The following is a 14,253-nucleotide window of genomic DNA, read 5'->3' as shown; positions in this document are numbered from 1 at the left end:
TAATGCAATTAGATGAACAACGCCTGCGTTTTCGCGATGCCATGGCCAGCCTGTCGGCGGCGGTTAACGTTGTCACCACCGCAGGTGAAGCCGGCCGCTGCGGCATTACCGCCACGGCGGTTTGCTCGGTGACGGATACGCCGCCATCGGTGATGGTTTGTATCAACGCCAACAGCGCGATGAACCCGGTCTTTCAGGGCAACGGCAAGTTGTGCATCAACGTGCTGAACCACGAACAGGAAATCATGGCCCGTCATTTCGCCGGGATGACCGGGGTGACGATGGAAGAGCGGTTTGCCCTCAGCGGCTGGCAGCAGGGCGCGCTCGGGCAGCCGGTGCTGAAGGGTTCGCTGGCCAGTCTCGAAGGCGAGATTAGCCAGGTGCAAACCATTGGTACCCACCTGGTGTATCTGGTGGAGATCCGCAATATTACCCTGAGCCCGCAAGGGCACGGCCTGATTTACTTTAAACGCCGTTTCCACCCGGTGATGATGGAAATGGAAGTCGCGGTGTAATGGCCTCGCCTGCTCCTCTCCGCCCGGGGAGGAGCCTTATCTTTCATGACCATCTTCTCGGCCACAATCCCCTGTGATCTCAATCACATATTTATCTCCTGTTCACTTCATAGCCAACCGCTTACCCCAGCTAGCGACCGCTTAACCCCCCATACAACCACTCACTCATTTACCCAACTTTACGCGCGCGCAGTTCTGGCAAGATCGACGCTAGCCTAGCTAATCAATACCTCCACCAACCCAAACACAAAACCAGACGGCTTCGGCCAATTATTAATCTAATTAACGCCAGGTTTTACTATGGATACCAAAAAACTACTCAAGCACATACCCTGGGTGATTCTTGGAATCATCGGGGCATTTTGCCTCTCAGTCGTCGCGTTGCGCCGCGGTGAGCACGTCAGTGCGCTGTGGATCGTCGTCGCGTCGGTTTCCGTGTACCTCGTCGCCTACCGTTATTACAGCCTGTACATCGCGCAGAAGGTGATGAAGCTTGACCCAACGCGCGCGACGCCGGCGGTCATTAATAACGATGGCCTGAACTACGTGCCGACCAACCGCTACGTGCTGTTCGGCCACCACTTCGCCGCTATTGCCGGCGCTGGTCCGCTGGTTGGCCCGGTACTAGCCGCGCAGATGGGCTATCTGCCGGGCACCCTCTGGCTGCTGGCCGGCGTGGTGCTGGCGGGCGCGGTACAGGACTTCATGGTGCTGTTTATCTCCTCGCGGCGTAACGGCGCTTCGCTGGGCGAGATGATTAAACAGGAGATGGGGCCGGTACCAGGGTCTATCGCCCTGTTCGGCTGCTTCCTGATTATGATCATCATTCTCGCGGTGCTGGCGCTCATCGTAGTGAAAGCGCTGGCGGAGAGCCCGTGGGGCGTCTTTACCGTCTGCTCGACGGTGCCTATCGCCCTGTTTATGGGTATTTATATGCGCTTCCTGCGCCCTGGCCGCGTCGGCGAAGTTTCGGTTATCGGTATCGTGCTGCTGGTGGCGTCTATCTGGTTTGGCGGCATCATTGCCCACGACCCGTACTGGGGCCCGGCGCTGACCTTTAAAGACACCACCATCACCTTTACTCTGATTGGCTACGCGTTTATCTCCGCGCTGCTGCCGGTATGGCTGATTCTGGCGCCGCGTGACTATCTGGCCACCTTCCTGAAAATCGGCGTGATCGTTGGCCTGGCGCTGGGGATCGTTATCCTCAACCCGGACCTGAAAATGCCGGCAGTGACCCAGTACATTGATGGTACCGGCCCGCTGTGGAAAGGCGCGCTGTTCCCGTTCCTGTTTATCACCATCGCCTGCGGCGCGGTCTCCGGCTTCCACGCGCTGATCGCCTCCGGCACCACGCCGAAGCTGCTGGCCAACGAAACCGACGCCCGCTTTATCGGCTACGGCGCGATGCTGATGGAGTCGTTCGTCGCCATCATGGCGCTGGTCGCAGCATCAATTATCGAACCGGGTCTCTACTTCGCCATGAACACCCCGCCGGCAGGCCTTGGCATCGTCATGCCGAACCTGCATGAAATGGGCGGTGAAAACGCGGCGATGATCGCCGCACAGCTGAAAGAAGTGACCGTCCACGCGGCGGCGACCGTCAGTTCCTGGGGCTTCGTGATTTCACCTGAGCAGATCCTGCAGACGGCGAAAGATATCGGCGAACCTTCCGTACTGAACCGCGCCGGTGGCGCGCCGACGCTGGCCGTCGGTATCGCTCACGTGTTCCACAAAATCATCCCGATGGCGGATATGGGCTTCTGGTACCACTTCGGTATTCTGTTTGAAGCGCTGTTTATCCTCACCGCGCTGGATGCCGGTACCCGCGCAGGCCGCTTTATGCTGCAGGATCTGTTGGGTAACTTCGTGCCGTTCCTGAAAAAAACCGACTCGCTGGTCGCCGGTATTATCGGTACCGCCGGCTGCGTCGGCCTGTGGGGTTACCTGCTGTATCAGGGCGTGGTCGACCCGCTAGGCGGGGTGAAGAGCCTGTGGCCGCTGTTCGGTATCTCTAACCAGATGCTGGCCGCGGTGGCGCTGGTGCTCGGCACGGTGGTGCTGATCAAAATGCAGCGCACCAAATATATCTGGGTCACCGTTATTCCGGCTGCGTGGCTGCTGCTATGCACAACCTGGGCGCTGGGTCTGAAACTGTTCAGCACCAACCCGCAGATGGAAGGCTTCTTCTTTATGGCTCAGCAGTATAAAGAGAAGATTGCCGCCGGCGGCGAGCTGACCGCGCAGCAGGTCGCCAACATGAACCATATCGTGGTTAACAACTACACCAACGCCGGCCTGAGCATCCTGTTCCTGGTGGTGGTGTACAGCATCATCTTTTACGGCATCAAAACCTGGCTCAATGTCCGCAACAATAAGGTGCGTACCGACAAAGAGACTCCGTACGTGCCAGTACCGGAAGGCGGCGTGAAAACCTCGTCACATCATTAACCCTGATGCCGGATAGCGCTACGCTTATCCGGCCTACCAAAAACGCATTAACGTAGGCCGGATAAGGCGCGAGTCGCCATCCGGCTTTATTCGTTATCTGGAACTTACAATGTTTGGTAACTTAGGTCAGGCAAAAAAATATCTCGGTCAGGCGGCGAAAATGCTGATCGGCATTCCGGATTACGACAACTACGTCACCCATATGCAAACCAACCATCCGGATCAGCCGTACATGACTTATGAAGAATTCTTCCGCGAACGCCAGCAGGCCCGCTACGGCGGCGACGGCAAAGGCGGCGTACGCTGCTGTTAATGGAGGCAATAATGGCACCGATTGCAGTCACCCTATTAACCGGTTTCCTCGGCGCAGGAAAAACCACCCTGTTGCGCCACATCCTTAATGAGCAGCACGGTTTCAAAATCGCCGTGATTGAAAATGAATTTGGCGAAGTGTCCGTTGACGATCAGCTGATCGGCGACCGCGCCACGCAGATTAAAACCCTGACCAACGGCTGTATTTGCTGTACGCGCTCCAACGAACTGGAAGATGCCCTGCTCGATCTGCTCGACAGCCGCGATCGCGGCGAGATTGCCTTCGACCGACTGGTGATTGAGTGCACCGGCATGGCCGACCCGGGGCCGATTATTCAGACCTTTTTCTCCCATGAGGTGCTTTGCGAACGCTATCTGCTGGACGGCGTGATCGCCCTGGTTGACGCCGTCCATGCCGACCAGCAGATGGATCAGTTCACCATTGCCCAGTCGCAGGTCGGCTACGCGGACCGGATTTTGTTAACCAAAACCGATGTCGCCGGCGACAGCGAAAAGCTGCGCGAACGGCTGGCGCGCATCAACGCGCGGGCGCCAATTTATACTGTCATCCACGGCGATATCGATTTAAGCCTGCTCTTTAATACCAGCGGTTTTATGCTGGAAGAGAAGGTCGTAAGCGCCACACCGCGCTTTCACTTCGTGGCGGAAAAACAGAACGACGTCTCGTCGATTGTGGTCGAACTCGACTATCCGGTGGATATCAGTGAAGTCTCACGGGTGATGGAAAACCTGCTGCTCTCCTTCGCCGAGCAACTGATGCGCTATAAAGGCATGCTGTGGATCGACGGCGAGCCAAATCGCCTGCTGTTCCAGGGCGTGCAGCGCCTCTACAGCGCCGACTGGGATCGCCCGTGGGGCGATGAAACGCCGCACAGCACGCTGGTGTTTATCGGCATTCAGCTGCCGGAAGAGGAAATCCGCGCCGCGTTTGCCGGGCTCCGTAAATAGCCGACGCAAGGATGTATCCCTCCCCCGATGGGAGAGGGATACTTCATGATGGGTGGTTTAGCGGCGAACGACCACCAGCTTCTGATTCACAAACTCTTTGATACCGAGGTCGGAAAGCTCGCGGCCAAAGCCGGAGCGCTTCACGCCGCCAAAAGGCAGTTCCGGCGCGGTATCCGTTAACCAGTTGATATAGACCATGCCGGTTTCAATCCCCGAGGCCATGCGCTTCGCCCGCTCAATATCCTGACTGAACACCGCGCCGCCCAGGCCGTAGTGAGAGTCGTTGGCGAGCGCAATCGCCTCATCATCGTCTTTCACCACGTAAATCTGCGCCACCGGGCCAAAGAACTCCTCGAAGTACGCCGGGTTATCACGGGTAATTCCCGTCAGAATGGTGGGTTCGTAGAAGTTACCTTCGCCCGAAACCGGCTTGCCGCCGAGGTGTAATTTAGCGCCATGCTTCACCGCCTCGTCGACCTGCTTACTTAAGGTTTCCAGCGCATCTTTCGAGGAGAGCGGGCCAAGCGTAGTGCTTTCATCGAGCGGATCGCCGATCTTCACCTGGCGGAAGGCGTCGCTAAACTTGCTCAGGAACGACTCGGCGATTTTTTCATGCAGAATGAAGCGTTTAGCGGCGGTACAAACCTGCCCGGCGTTGTTCAGCCGCGCCTGTACGCCAATTTTCACCGCGCGTTCCAGATCGGCATCCTCGAGCACCACAAACACATCGTTGCCGCCCAGCTCCAGCGTCGCTTTCTTGATATGCTTCGCCGCCTGCGACGCCACGATGCCGCCCGCTTTTTCCGAGCCGGTCAGCGCCACGCCCTGCACCCGGTCATCCGCGATAATTTTCGCTACCTGATCCTGAGAGATAAACAAGTTGGTCCACGCCCCTTCCGGCGCGCCAGCCTCGCGCACCAGATGCGCGAAGGTCTCGGCGCAGTGCGGAACGATGCTGGCATGCTTGGCAATCACCGGGTTACCGGCCGCCAGATTTGGCGCCAGCACGCGCATTAACTGGTAATAGGGGAAGTTCCACGGCTCCACCGCCATCAAGACGCCGATGGGATGATGCTCAACCCAGGCTTCGCCAAGCTCGGAGGGATACTTCACCGGCGCCAGGAACCGTTCGGCGTTGTCGGCATAATAGCGGGCGATCTGCGCACAGAGTTTGACCTCACCGCGGCTCTGTTTAATGAGTTTGCCCATCTCCTGGCTGGCGATTTTCGCCAGCTCCTCCGTCCGGCTGTCGATAAGGTCGGCAAGCTTATGCAGCACCGGCAGACGCTGCGCAATATCGCCTTTCGCCCACGCAGAATGATAAAGCGCATTTGCCTGCTGCAGCGCTGCCTCCACGTCAGCATCGCTGTGTGCGGGATAGCTTTTAATAAGCTGATTATTCGCAGGATTCACTGTCTGATAAGCCATATCGCATGTCTCCTTGTTATCGCTATTAATGCAGTCAAAAATGCCGCTAAGGATATTAAGGGTAGTCGAGATAGCTGGCGATGCGGGTAAAGTTAGGTATATCCGGAATATTCCATGAGAGTGGGTAGCAGGGACGCCCCTGGGGGCGCCCCGGCATAACGGCTTTATCAATGTGGTAACGTGGCTATCTCTTCGGCAGCCAGACCGGTAATTTTCAGCACGGTTTCACGTGCAATACCGTCGGCAAGCATCATCCTCGCAATCCGCAGCGCCTCGGCGTGCCGCCCTTCTTGCCGTCCTTCTTGCCGTCCTTCTTGCCTGCCTTCAAGCCGCCCTTCACGTTTGCCTTTTCTGCGGCCAACTTCCTGTAATCTTTCTGCGATGGTCATCAATCTCTCCCTGTGTTGAGGAACCCGATGCGCGACTTCGCGAATAAACCGGCCAAATCGGCGCGCGTTGCCAGTTTGCAGTAAATAATTAAATAGCGTTTTTAGCTGCCTGTCATTAGCGTAACCGCTAAGTAAAATTGACGTTAGCTGCTCGACTATGCCCATTAAATCGCGCTGACGAATATGTTTTTGGATAAGTTCTAATAGCGCCACGCGTCGATGTCCCACAATTTCATCATCCGGGATAACCGTAATATCCACCAGCGGAAAGGGTGACGAATAAAGCGCCTTCGCGAGTTGTGGGTCAGAGAACCTATCGAGCCAGTTAAGCGACCACGGATACGGAGACACGGAACCATGGTAGAACAACATAGGTACCACCAGCGGCAAGGTTTTATGGCCGCCGTCGAGATGACGTTGCATCGCAGCAATAGCATAACGCATCAGGCGAAACGCCATCTGCGCATCGGGTGAACTCTGATGTTCGATAACAACATAGATGTAGCCCTCGCCAGAAACCGTTTTTAGCGACCACAGCACGTCCGAATACCAGGCTCGCAGGTTCTCCTCAATAAAACTAGCCGATTCAAGCTGTAACGAATTGAGATCGCAGATCTGATGTAGCGCGGGCGGTAAATGGATCGCCAGAAAATCACGGGCGGTATCAGCCTGCGTAAGAAACTTTTTGAAAACCGCATCATGCGGCGTAGACGTTGTGGACCTTTCCATGTGTTCGCCCCTGCCAGCCAATTCTGCTGCGACTCTACGCTGCAGATCTCCCTCTGACACCTGGATAAAAGCGTTTTCTCGAGCCGTGCCGAAAGCTAATTTCTGCGTGCTGCAATCGTTATCTTACCCTGGCAGCCCACTCGCAAATTGACCCGCGCATACAGGAAGTTGTGCCGATTTTTGCATGTCCTCGCCGTCAGGTTATATGCTTAAGCCTATGGAAAAACTCGCTGAATTAAAACGCGCCAAACTGCTGGCGCTGTCGCTGCTGCTGATTGCGGCGGCGCTGTTTATCACTACGCTGCTGCTACCGCCGACGCCGTTGGTCAGCGCGCTGAAGGCTATTTCCGAAGCGGCGATGGTCGGGGCGCTGGCCGACTGGTTTGCGGTGGTGGCCCTGTTTCGCCGCATTCCGCTGCCGTTTGTCGCCCGCCATACGGCGATCATTCCGCGCAATAAAGACCGGATCGCCGATAATCTTGGCCATTTCGTGCAGGAGAAGTTTCTTGATACCCCATCTCTGGTGGCGCTGATCCGCCGCTACGAACCGGCCCTGATGCTCGGTAACTGGTTCAGTCAGCCCGAAAACGCCCGCCGTGTCGGCCAACATCTGCTACAGGTGATGAGCGGTTTTCTCGAGCTCACCGATGACACCCGCATTCAGCGTCTGCTGCGGCGCGCGGTGCACAAGGCTATCGATAAGGTCGACCTGACCCAGACCAGCGCCATGATGCTGGAGGGGCTGACCCGCGACAATCGTCATCAGAAGCTGTTGGATTCACTGATAAGCCAGCTTATCGCCCTGCTACAGCGCGACAGCTCCCGCGCCTTTATCGCCCGCGGCATCGTGCACTGGCTGGAGACCGAACACCCGCTGAAGGCCAAACTGTTACCCACCGAGTGGCTTGGCGAGCACAGCGCCGAAATGGTGACAGACGCCGTGAATACGCTACTCGATGAGGTCACTCAAGACCGCACGCATCAAATTCGTCAGGCCTTCGACCGCGCGGCGCAGAAGCTTATCGACAATCTGAAATCGGATCCGCAAATGGCGCAAAAAGCCGATAACATCAAAGCGTATCTGAAAAACGATGAGACCTTTAATCGCTATCTCGGCGAGGTGTGGGCGGATCTGCGCGGTTGGGTGAAAAACGATATCAGCAGTGACGATTCGCGCATCAAGCAGCGGATCGCCGAGGCCGGTCAGTGGTTCGGCGAAACCCTGGTGCGCGACGACGCGCTGCGTGAATCGCTGAATGAGCATCTGGAGCAGGCGGCGCATCGGGTGGCGCCGGAATTCGCCGCCTTCCTGACTCGCCATATCAGCGACACGGTCAAAAGCTGGGACGCGCGCGATATGTCGCGTCAGATCGAGCTCAACATCGGCAAGGATCTGCAGTTTATTCGCATCAACGGCACGCTGGTTGGCGGCACTATCGGCCTCGGCCTGTGGCTGTTATCGCAAATTCCGGCGCTGCTGCATCTGCATATTGGCTGACAATGGTAGCATCATAACTATTCTGACGATCACTACCCGACGGCAAGGAGAAGGTTATGTCATGGATTTCGCGATTGAGCGCCCGCTACGGCGCATCGCTGTTCTTTCCGATGGCGCTGATCCTGTATGACTTTTCCGCCTACCTGACCACCGATCTCATCCAGCCTGGGATCCTGCACGTGGTGCGGGATTTCAACGCCGATGTGGCGCTGGCTCCAGCCTCGGTGAGTTTATATATGGCCGGCGGGATGGCGCTGCAGTGGCTGCTGGGGCCGCTTTCCGACCGTATTGGCCGCCGGCCGGTACTGCTAAGCGGCGCGCTGATTTTTACCCTCGCTTGCTTCGCCACCCTGTGGACGACCTCAATGATCCAGTTCCTGATTGCCCGCTTTGTGCAGGGCACCAGCATCTGTTTTATCGCCACCGTTGGTTACGTCACCGTGCAGGAGGCCTTTGACGAAAAGCGGTCAATTAAGCTGATGGCGGTAATTACCTCCATCGTGCTGGTGGCGCCGATCGTCGGCCCGCTTTCCGGCGCGGCGCTGATGCACTTTATCCACTGGAAAGCGCTGTTTGGCATTATCGCCGCGATGGGGCTGGTGGCCTGGCTGGGTTTACTGTTTAACATGCCGGAGACGGTGCGTCGCGGCGACGTGCCGTTCAGCCCGCTCGGAGTGGTGCGCGATTTTCGCGACGTCTTCCGCAACCGCATCTTTTTACTCGGCGCCGCCACGTTGGCGCTGAGCTATATTCCGCTGATGAGTTGGGTGGCAGTGTCGCCGGTGATTTTAATGGACGCCGGCGGGCTCACCACCAGCGAGTTTGCCTGGAGCCAGGTGCCGGTTTTCAGCGCGGTGATTATCGCTAATCTGTCGGTGGCGCGCTGGGTGAAAGACCCGACTCGCCCGCGCTTTGTGTTAAGCGCGGTCCCCATCCAGATGGTTGGCCTGGCGATCCTGATTATCGGTAATCTGACGTGGCCGCACGTCTGGCTGTGGTCGGTGCTCGGCACCTGCTTCTACGCCTTCGGCATCGGGCTGATTTTCCCGACGCTGTTCCGCTTTACCCTTTTTTCCAATGACTTGCCGAAAGGGACCGTTTCCGCCTCGCTGAATATCGTGATCCTTAGCGTCAGCGCATTGTCGATTGAAGGCGCGCGCTGGTTATGGTTCCATGGCGGCAGATTGCCGTTCCACCTGCTGGCAGTGGCCGCCGGGATCGTCGCCGCCTGCTGTCTGGCGGGGCTACTCCGCAATCTGCGCCAGCGTTCAGAGGCGGTCATCGAAGCCCGGCAATCCTGACTAACTCACCGAGATTAACCACGCATGAGCGATATTGAACTCAGCCCGGCGCAGCGCGATCTGCTGCGCGAGCGGCTAAGCAAGTACTGCGAAGAGACCTTTAACCTGGAGCTGGAACAGTTCGACGCCGAGTTTTTTGTCGACTTTATCGCCAAAGAGCTGGGGCCTTTGTTCTACAACGCCGGCATTGAAGAGGCCATCCGCACCCACCTGGCATGGAGCGAACGCATCCAGGAAGAGATGGATTTGAAGAAGGTCTATTAACGCCGTCAGGATGGGCGAGAGATCAATAAACACACACAAATAACATGGTTATAATGGCGACTCTTTCATCATCTCCCGTGTACGGGGAAGGAAAATCATGTCGCTCATCACCAATCTACCCGCCCTCTTCGATCAATTCTCAGAAGCTCGCCAGAAAGGCTTTCTCAGCGTAATGGAACTAAAAGAGCAGAACGTACCGCTGGTCGGTACCTACTGCACTTTTATGCCCCAGGAGATAGCCATGGCGGCGGGCGCCGTGGTCGTCTCACTGTGTTCCACTTCTGATGAAACTATTGAAGAGGCGGAGAAAGACCTGCCGCGCAACCTCTGCCCACTGATTAAAAGCAGCTACGGCTTCGGCAAAACCGATAAATGCCCCTACTTTTATTTCTCCGATCTGGTGGTCGGCGAAACCACCTGCGACGGCAAAAAGAAGATGTACGAGTACATGGCCGAATTCAAGGCAGTACACGTAATGCAACTACCGAACAGCGCCAGCGACGCCACCTCCCGCGCGTTGTGGAAAGCGGAAATCAAACGCCTGCAGCAGGTCGTTGAAACCCGGTTCGCCACGCCCATTAGCGAAGCAGCGCTGCGTAAAGCCATCATACTGAAAAATTGCGAACGCCGGGCGCTGGCCAACTTCTATCGCCTCGGGCAACTCAATCCGCCGGCGCTTAGCGGCAGCGATATTCTGAAGGTGGTTTATGGCGCGACCTTCCGCTTCGACAAAAGCGCGCTGATTGGCGAATTGAACGCAATGGCGGAACGTATCCATCAGCAATGGCAAGGAGGCCAACGGCTGGCGTCTCGTCCGCGTATTCTGATCACCGGCTGCCCGATCGGCGGCGCGGCGGAAAAAGTCGTCCGCGCTATCGAAGAAAACGGCGGCTGGGTGGTGGGCTACGAGAACTGTACCGGCGCGAAGGCCACCGAGCGCTGCGTGGCGGAAGATGGCGACGTCTACGATGCCTTAACCGATAAATATCTCGCCATCGGCTGCTCCTGTATTTCACCTAACGACCAGCGCCTGCAATTGCTAAGCCAGATGGTTGAGGAATACCAGGCCGACGGCGTGGTCGATGTCATTCTGCAGGCTTGCCATACCTACGCCGTGGAATCGCTGGCGATTAAGCGTCACGTTCGCCAGCGGCACGACATTCCTTATATCGCGATCGAGACCGATTATTCGACGGCGGATCTCGGCCAGCTCAGTACCCGCGTCGCCGCGTTTATCGAAATGCTATAAGGAGCAAGCGTGATCTACTCGGTAGGTATTGATTCCGGCTCCACCGCCACCAAAGGCATCCTACTGGCAGACGGCGCCATCGTGCGCCGTTTCCTCATTCCGACGCCCTTTCGCCCCGCCGATGCCATTCACGAGGCCTGGGAGACGATGCGCGCGGACCTCGCGACAACGCCTTTTTTAACCCTCACCGGCTATGGTCGCCAGTTGGTCGATTTCGCCGATAAACAAGTCACCGAGATTTCCTGTCACGGGCTCGGCGCGCGCCTGCTGGCGCCGGAAACCCGCGCGGTGATTGATATCGGCGGCCAGGACAGCAAAGTCATCCAGCTTGATGAGCAGGGCAACCTCAGCGACTTTCTGATGAATGACAAATGCGCCGCTGGTACTGGGCGCTTTCTGGAAGTTATTTCACGGACCCTCGGCGCCAGCGTCGACCAGTTGGACACTATTACCGAAGGCGTAGAACCGCACGCCATCACCAGCATGTGTACGGTTTTTGCCGAATCGGAAGTCATCAGCCTGCGTTCCGCCGGAGTCGCGCCTGAGTCAATTCTGGCCGGGGTGATCAACGCCATGGCGCGGCGCAGCGCGAACTTTATTGGCCGCTTATCGGCACAGGGGCCATTGTTGTTTACCGGCGGCGTCAGCCGCTGCGTCGCCTTCGCCCGCATGCTGGAGAAGCATGTTGGCATGCCGGTCGCGACCCATCCCGACGCCCAGTTTGCCGGGGCGATCGGCGCGGCGCTGATCGGCCAGCGCCAGCGGAGACGCGGATGAGCAAATATCTATTCTTATTCCATTCAACGGTGGGCGTCGTGCGGATGCGCAAAGCCCTGCAGGCGGCAGGGATGACCTTCGAGGTAAAAGATATTCCCCGCCAGCTGCGCAGCGGCTGCGGGCTGTGCGTATTGATTGAGGGGAGCGAAAAAACAGCGCGAAGTTGGATAATCGCCGGGCATACTGCGGCGCTTTATCAGCAAAACGGGGAAGCGTGGCGCTGCATCGCCCGCTTCCCGCAGGAGGATTAATCGGTGATCACAAACCGCGTCGGCGCGAAGCAGTTCAGTACCCGATGGACCAGAAACACCATGGTCAGCGTCGCCACCAGCGAGACCGTGACCGAAGTAATACGGTACAGGTCGCTGAACACCAGATCCTGATTCGGATGCAGGTTCTGGCCAAACATAATACCGATGGTGGTGATACTGGCGAAACCTACGCCCGCGCCCACTTTTTCCATCACGTGCAGGCGGGCGCTAAAGGCCAGGCCAAGACCAATTAGCGGCATCATCAGGATCATATGGTTGCTGAAATCATAGATAATCAGCTGCACCACCAGAATGTACAGACAAGCCAGCACGACCCCCGCCACACGCCAGATCGAGCTTATCACCGCGCCGCGATAGTGCATCGGAAACAGGATCAGCACCCCGGCCATTAGCGCCGATAGCGAATCGCTCAGATCGCAGATCTGAAAGATCACAAAGATAATGGTCGCAACCGTGCCGGAAAGCAGCGATTCATGGCGGATCCGCGCGGCGTCTTTCTCTATGCGCGGCGGCGGCTTACGCGGTTCAACATCCGGGATCAAATAGTGCAGCAGCGCGCTCAGCGCCACCGCCATCACGCAGGCCTCCATATTGGAGAACATCAGCGTGTGCCAGTTGCTGGTGGGATAGCTCATAAAATTGAGCATCGTGCTCTGGCACACCACGCCCATCGATCCCAGCAGGAACAGCGGCCCCTGGCTCATAAAGCGAAAACGCATCACGTACAGACCAAAGACGACTAATGTCATAATTACCGGCCACTGCGACAGATAGCCGACGATGAGCACCATTTCGACGCAATTAACCGCCGCGCTGAATACAAACTGCCGGGCGACGTGGCGGTTGAACACCGGCACCAGCGACATCAGCATCAGCGGATAAACGACGAAAAACACGCCGTACTGCACGTCGTAGAAGGTCGAAATACTCAGCGCGATGGTCCCGGCGACGGCAATGCGTACCGTCTGGCGAAAATCATTGGCCGTATAGACGATATTGCCGTGCGGGGTAAAGACGTGCGCCAGGGTGTTAATAGACATAGTGCAACCAGCTCACCAGGTGGATCTGCAGGCCGGCAAAGGTGCGGGCGAAAGGTCCGTCGCTATTGTACAACTGCACCGTAGCGCGGGCGCCGGTCGGCAGCGGCTTATCCAGCGGTTGATCCAGCGCAACGTGGATCCGCATACGCTGCGCATCGCGCACCCAGCGGGTGGACTGCTCAGGCTGCGACAGCTGGCCATTCACCGCTTCCTGACCGGCAAGAATACCGGCATCGCTGCTGGTCACGTGTGCCGGGAAGACTTTACCCGGCAGGGCATCGAACACTACCGCCGCATCGGTATTCACCGCCGTATGGCGCAGGCTTTTTTCACGAAAGTCGGCGACGATATCGGTATTGTTGTTAACCAGCGCCAGCACGGCGGTGGCGGCGGTGGCGTAAATACCCGGATTAAGCTGCAGGTTGCTGACCATACCGTCGGTCTCAGCGCGCACCTGGGTCCAGCCGAGGTTGAGCTGCGCCTCTTCCAGCGCGTTGCGGTATTTCTGCAGCGTCACGTTGCGCTTGTCGTCGCGCTCGCCGCGCTGGATCAGCAGGTTCTGAATCTGCGCATTCAGGGCGCTGACCGATTGTTCGCTGGTCTGCCATGTCGTGCGCACCTTATCGAGATCCGATTGCGACACGTTTTGCATGGTGCTCAGGCGCTGGTAGCGGTCGAGAGTGACTTTGTCATTACGCGCGGTGTACTGCGCGGTGCGCAGGTTGGCGCGAGCGGCGGCGATTTGCGCATCCAGCTGCTGGTTACTCAGTTTGGCCTGTTCAAGGGCGATTTGCGCCGCTTCAACTTTATTAATGAATGGCGTGGGATCGAGCTCATACAGCAGGTCGCCCTTTTTCACCTGGCTATTGTTGTGCACGTAGACGTGCGAGACGTAGCCGGAGACCCGCGACGAGACCGGAGTCACCACGCGCATCACGGTGGAATCCGGGGTTAGCGGGATCCAGATATCGGCAACGATAAACCAGGCGAATATCACCAGGAAAGCGGCAATACTTACCCTTACCCAGCGGGCAAATTTTTGTTCTGGCGTCATCATAG

The 14,253-nt window shown here is 57.4% G+C and carries 14 protein-coding genes; 10 read left to right on the top strand and 4 right to left on the bottom strand.

Annotated elements, in window-relative coordinates; genetic code table 11:
• Positions 1-2 precede the first annotated feature (2 nt).
• The 4 genes from PGR29_RS19260 to yjiA all read left to right on the top strand — a co-directional run bounded on the left by PGR29_RS19260 (position 3) and on the right by yjiA (position 4,247).
• Positions 3-515, top strand: coding sequence for a 4-hydroxyphenylacetate 3-monooxygenase reductase subunit (locus tag PGR29_RS19260; RefSeq protein ID WP_002887467.1), 513 nt, complete (start codon positions 3-5; stop codon positions 513-515).
• 300 nt (positions 516-815) lie between these two features.
• Positions 816-2,966, top strand: a complete 2,151-nt coding sequence (locus PGR29_RS19255) for a carbon starvation CstA family protein (RefSeq protein WP_045395482.1) — start codon at positions 816-818, stop codon at positions 2,964-2,966.
• A gap of 109 nt (positions 2,967-3,075) precedes the next feature.
• Positions 3,076-3,279 (top strand): YbdD/YjiX family protein, encoded by a 204-nt coding sequence (locus tag PGR29_RS19250; RefSeq protein WP_002887451.1) that lies wholly within the window; start codon positions 3,076-3,078, stop codon positions 3,277-3,279.
• Positions 3,280-3,290: 11 nt separating this feature from the next.
• The gene (yjiA, locus tag PGR29_RS19245; protein WP_087858253.1) at positions 3,291-4,247 is read left to right on the top strand and encodes a GTPase; all 957 of its coding nucleotides are present in this window, start codon (positions 3,291-3,293) and stop codon (positions 4,245-4,247) included.
• A 57-nt stretch (positions 4,248-4,304) separates the two neighbouring features.
• Here yjiA and PGR29_RS19240 read toward each other — a convergent pair whose 3' ends face one another.
• Positions 4,305-5,675: an NAD-dependent succinate-semialdehyde dehydrogenase gene (locus PGR29_RS19240; RefSeq protein WP_316425136.1), complete on the bottom strand. Its 1,371-nt coding sequence runs from the start codon at positions 5,673-5,675 to the stop codon at positions 4,305-4,307.
• A gap of 167 nt (positions 5,676-5,842) precedes the next feature.
• Positions 5,843-6,793 (bottom strand): Rpn family recombination-promoting nuclease/putative transposase, encoded by a 951-nt coding sequence (locus PGR29_RS19235; RefSeq protein ID WP_316425135.1) that lies wholly within the window; start codon positions 6,791-6,793, stop codon positions 5,843-5,845.
• 205 nt (positions 6,794-6,998) lie between these two features.
• Here PGR29_RS19235 and PGR29_RS19230 point away from each other — a divergent pair, with 205 nt between their 5' ends.
• The 6 genes from PGR29_RS19230 to PGR29_RS19205 all read left to right on the top strand — a co-directional run bounded on the left by PGR29_RS19230 (position 6,999) and on the right by PGR29_RS19205 (position 12,133).
• Positions 6,999-8,291 (top strand): DUF445 domain-containing protein, encoded by a 1,293-nt coding sequence (locus tag PGR29_RS19230; RefSeq protein WP_316425134.1) that lies wholly within the window; start codon positions 6,999-7,001, stop codon positions 8,289-8,291.
• A 56-nt stretch (positions 8,292-8,347) separates the two neighbouring features.
• Complete coding sequence (gene mdtM / locus PGR29_RS19225) at positions 8,348-9,592, top strand: multidrug efflux MFS transporter MdtM (RefSeq protein WP_316425133.1); 1,245 nt, start codon at positions 8,348-8,350, stop codon at positions 9,590-9,592.
• 24 nt (positions 9,593-9,616) lie between these two features.
• Positions 9,617-9,856 carry a DUF2164 domain-containing protein gene (locus PGR29_RS19220; RefSeq protein ID WP_015704280.1) on the top strand — a complete coding sequence of 80 codons (240 nt, stop codon included), beginning with the start codon at positions 9,617-9,619 and terminating at the stop codon, positions 9,854-9,856.
• A 97-nt stretch (positions 9,857-9,953) separates the two neighbouring features.
• A complete protein-coding gene (locus tag PGR29_RS19215; RefSeq protein ID WP_316425132.1) occupies positions 9,954-11,105 on the top strand; it encodes a double-cubane-cluster-containing anaerobic reductase in 1,152 nt (383 codons plus the stop codon).
• 9 nt (positions 11,106-11,114) lie between these two features.
• A complete protein-coding gene (gene yjiL / locus PGR29_RS19210) occupies positions 11,115-11,882 on the top strand; it encodes a putative 2-hydroxyacyl-CoA dehydratase activator YjiL (RefSeq protein ID WP_316425131.1) in 768 nt (255 codons plus the stop codon).
• Entirely contained in the window at positions 11,879-12,133 is a 255-nt protein-coding gene (locus tag PGR29_RS19205; RefSeq protein WP_049053086.1) for a DUF3343 domain-containing protein, read from the top strand. Before yjiL ends, PGR29_RS19205 begins: the two co-directional genes overlap by 4 nt.
• Here the strand turns inward: PGR29_RS19205 and PGR29_RS19200 are convergent.
• Together PGR29_RS19200 and PGR29_RS19195 are read right to left on the bottom strand one after the other, a co-directional pair.
• Positions 12,130-13,194 carry a DUF2955 domain-containing protein gene (locus PGR29_RS19200; protein WP_213317802.1) on the bottom strand — a complete coding sequence of 355 codons (1,065 nt, stop codon included), beginning with the start codon at positions 13,192-13,194 and terminating at the stop codon, positions 12,130-12,132. The genes PGR29_RS19205 and PGR29_RS19200 overlap by 4 nt on opposite strands.
• Entirely contained in the window at positions 13,184-14,251 is a 1,068-nt protein-coding gene (locus PGR29_RS19195) for an HlyD family secretion protein (protein WP_015368453.1), read from the bottom strand. The genes PGR29_RS19200 and PGR29_RS19195 overlap by 11 nt, the downstream gene beginning before the upstream one ends.
• Between the last annotated feature and the right edge of the window lie 2 nt (positions 14,252-14,253).

It is taken from the genome of Klebsiella sp. 141203, assembly GCF_032601985.1.
In the GTDB taxonomy this organism is placed as follows: Bacteria; Pseudomonadota; Gammaproteobacteria; order Enterobacterales; family Enterobacteriaceae; genus Klebsiella; species Klebsiella aerogenes.
The sequence above is the reverse complement of the archived record's forward strand: the minus strand, read 5'-3'. Positions and strand labels throughout refer to the sequence as shown.

Bases quoted from the DNA above. Each gene is read 5' to 3' on its own strand.
- PGR29_RS19215 (WP_316425132.1), top strand. From the start codon at position 9,954: ATGTCGCTCATCACCAATCTACCCGCCCTCTTCGATCAATTCTCAGAA.
- PGR29_RS19250 (WP_002887451.1), top strand. From the start codon at position 3,076: ATGTTTGGTAACTTAGGTCAGGCAAAAAAATATCTCGGTCAGGCGGCG.
- mdtM (WP_316425133.1), top strand. From the start codon at position 8,348: ATGTCATGGATTTCGCGATTGAGCGCCCGCTACGGCGCATCGCTGTTC.
- PGR29_RS19220 (WP_015704280.1), top strand. From the start codon at position 9,617: ATGAGCGATATTGAACTCAGCCCGGCGCAGCGCGATCTGCTGCGCGAG.
- PGR29_RS19200 (WP_213317802.1), bottom strand. From the start codon at position 13,194: ATGTCTATTAACACCCTGGCGCACGTCTTTACCCCGCACGGCAATATC.
- PGR29_RS19255 (WP_045395482.1), top strand. From the start codon at position 816: ATGGATACCAAAAAACTACTCAAGCACATACCCTGGGTGATTCTTGGA.
- PGR29_RS19195 (WP_015368453.1), bottom strand. From the start codon at position 14,251: ATGATGACGCCAGAACAAAAATTTGCCCGCTGGGTAAGGGTAAGTATT.
- PGR29_RS19235 (WP_316425135.1), bottom strand. From the start codon at position 6,793: ATGGAAAGGTCCACAACGTCTACGCCGCATGATGCGGTTTTCAAAAAG.
- PGR29_RS19205 (WP_049053086.1), top strand. From the start codon at position 11,879: ATGAGCAAATATCTATTCTTATTCCATTCAACGGTGGGCGTCGTGCGG.
- PGR29_RS19230 (WP_316425134.1), top strand. From the start codon at position 6,999: ATGCTTAAGCCTATGGAAAAACTCGCTGAATTAAAACGCGCCAAACTG.
- PGR29_RS19260 (WP_002887467.1), top strand. From the start codon at position 3: ATGCAATTAGATGAACAACGCCTGCGTTTTCGCGATGCCATGGCCAGC.
- PGR29_RS19240 (WP_316425136.1), bottom strand. From the start codon at position 5,675: ATGGCTTATCAGACAGTGAATCCTGCGAATAATCAGCTTATTAAAAGC.
- yjiA (WP_087858253.1), top strand. From the start codon at position 3,291: ATGGCACCGATTGCAGTCACCCTATTAACCGGTTTCCTCGGCGCAGGA.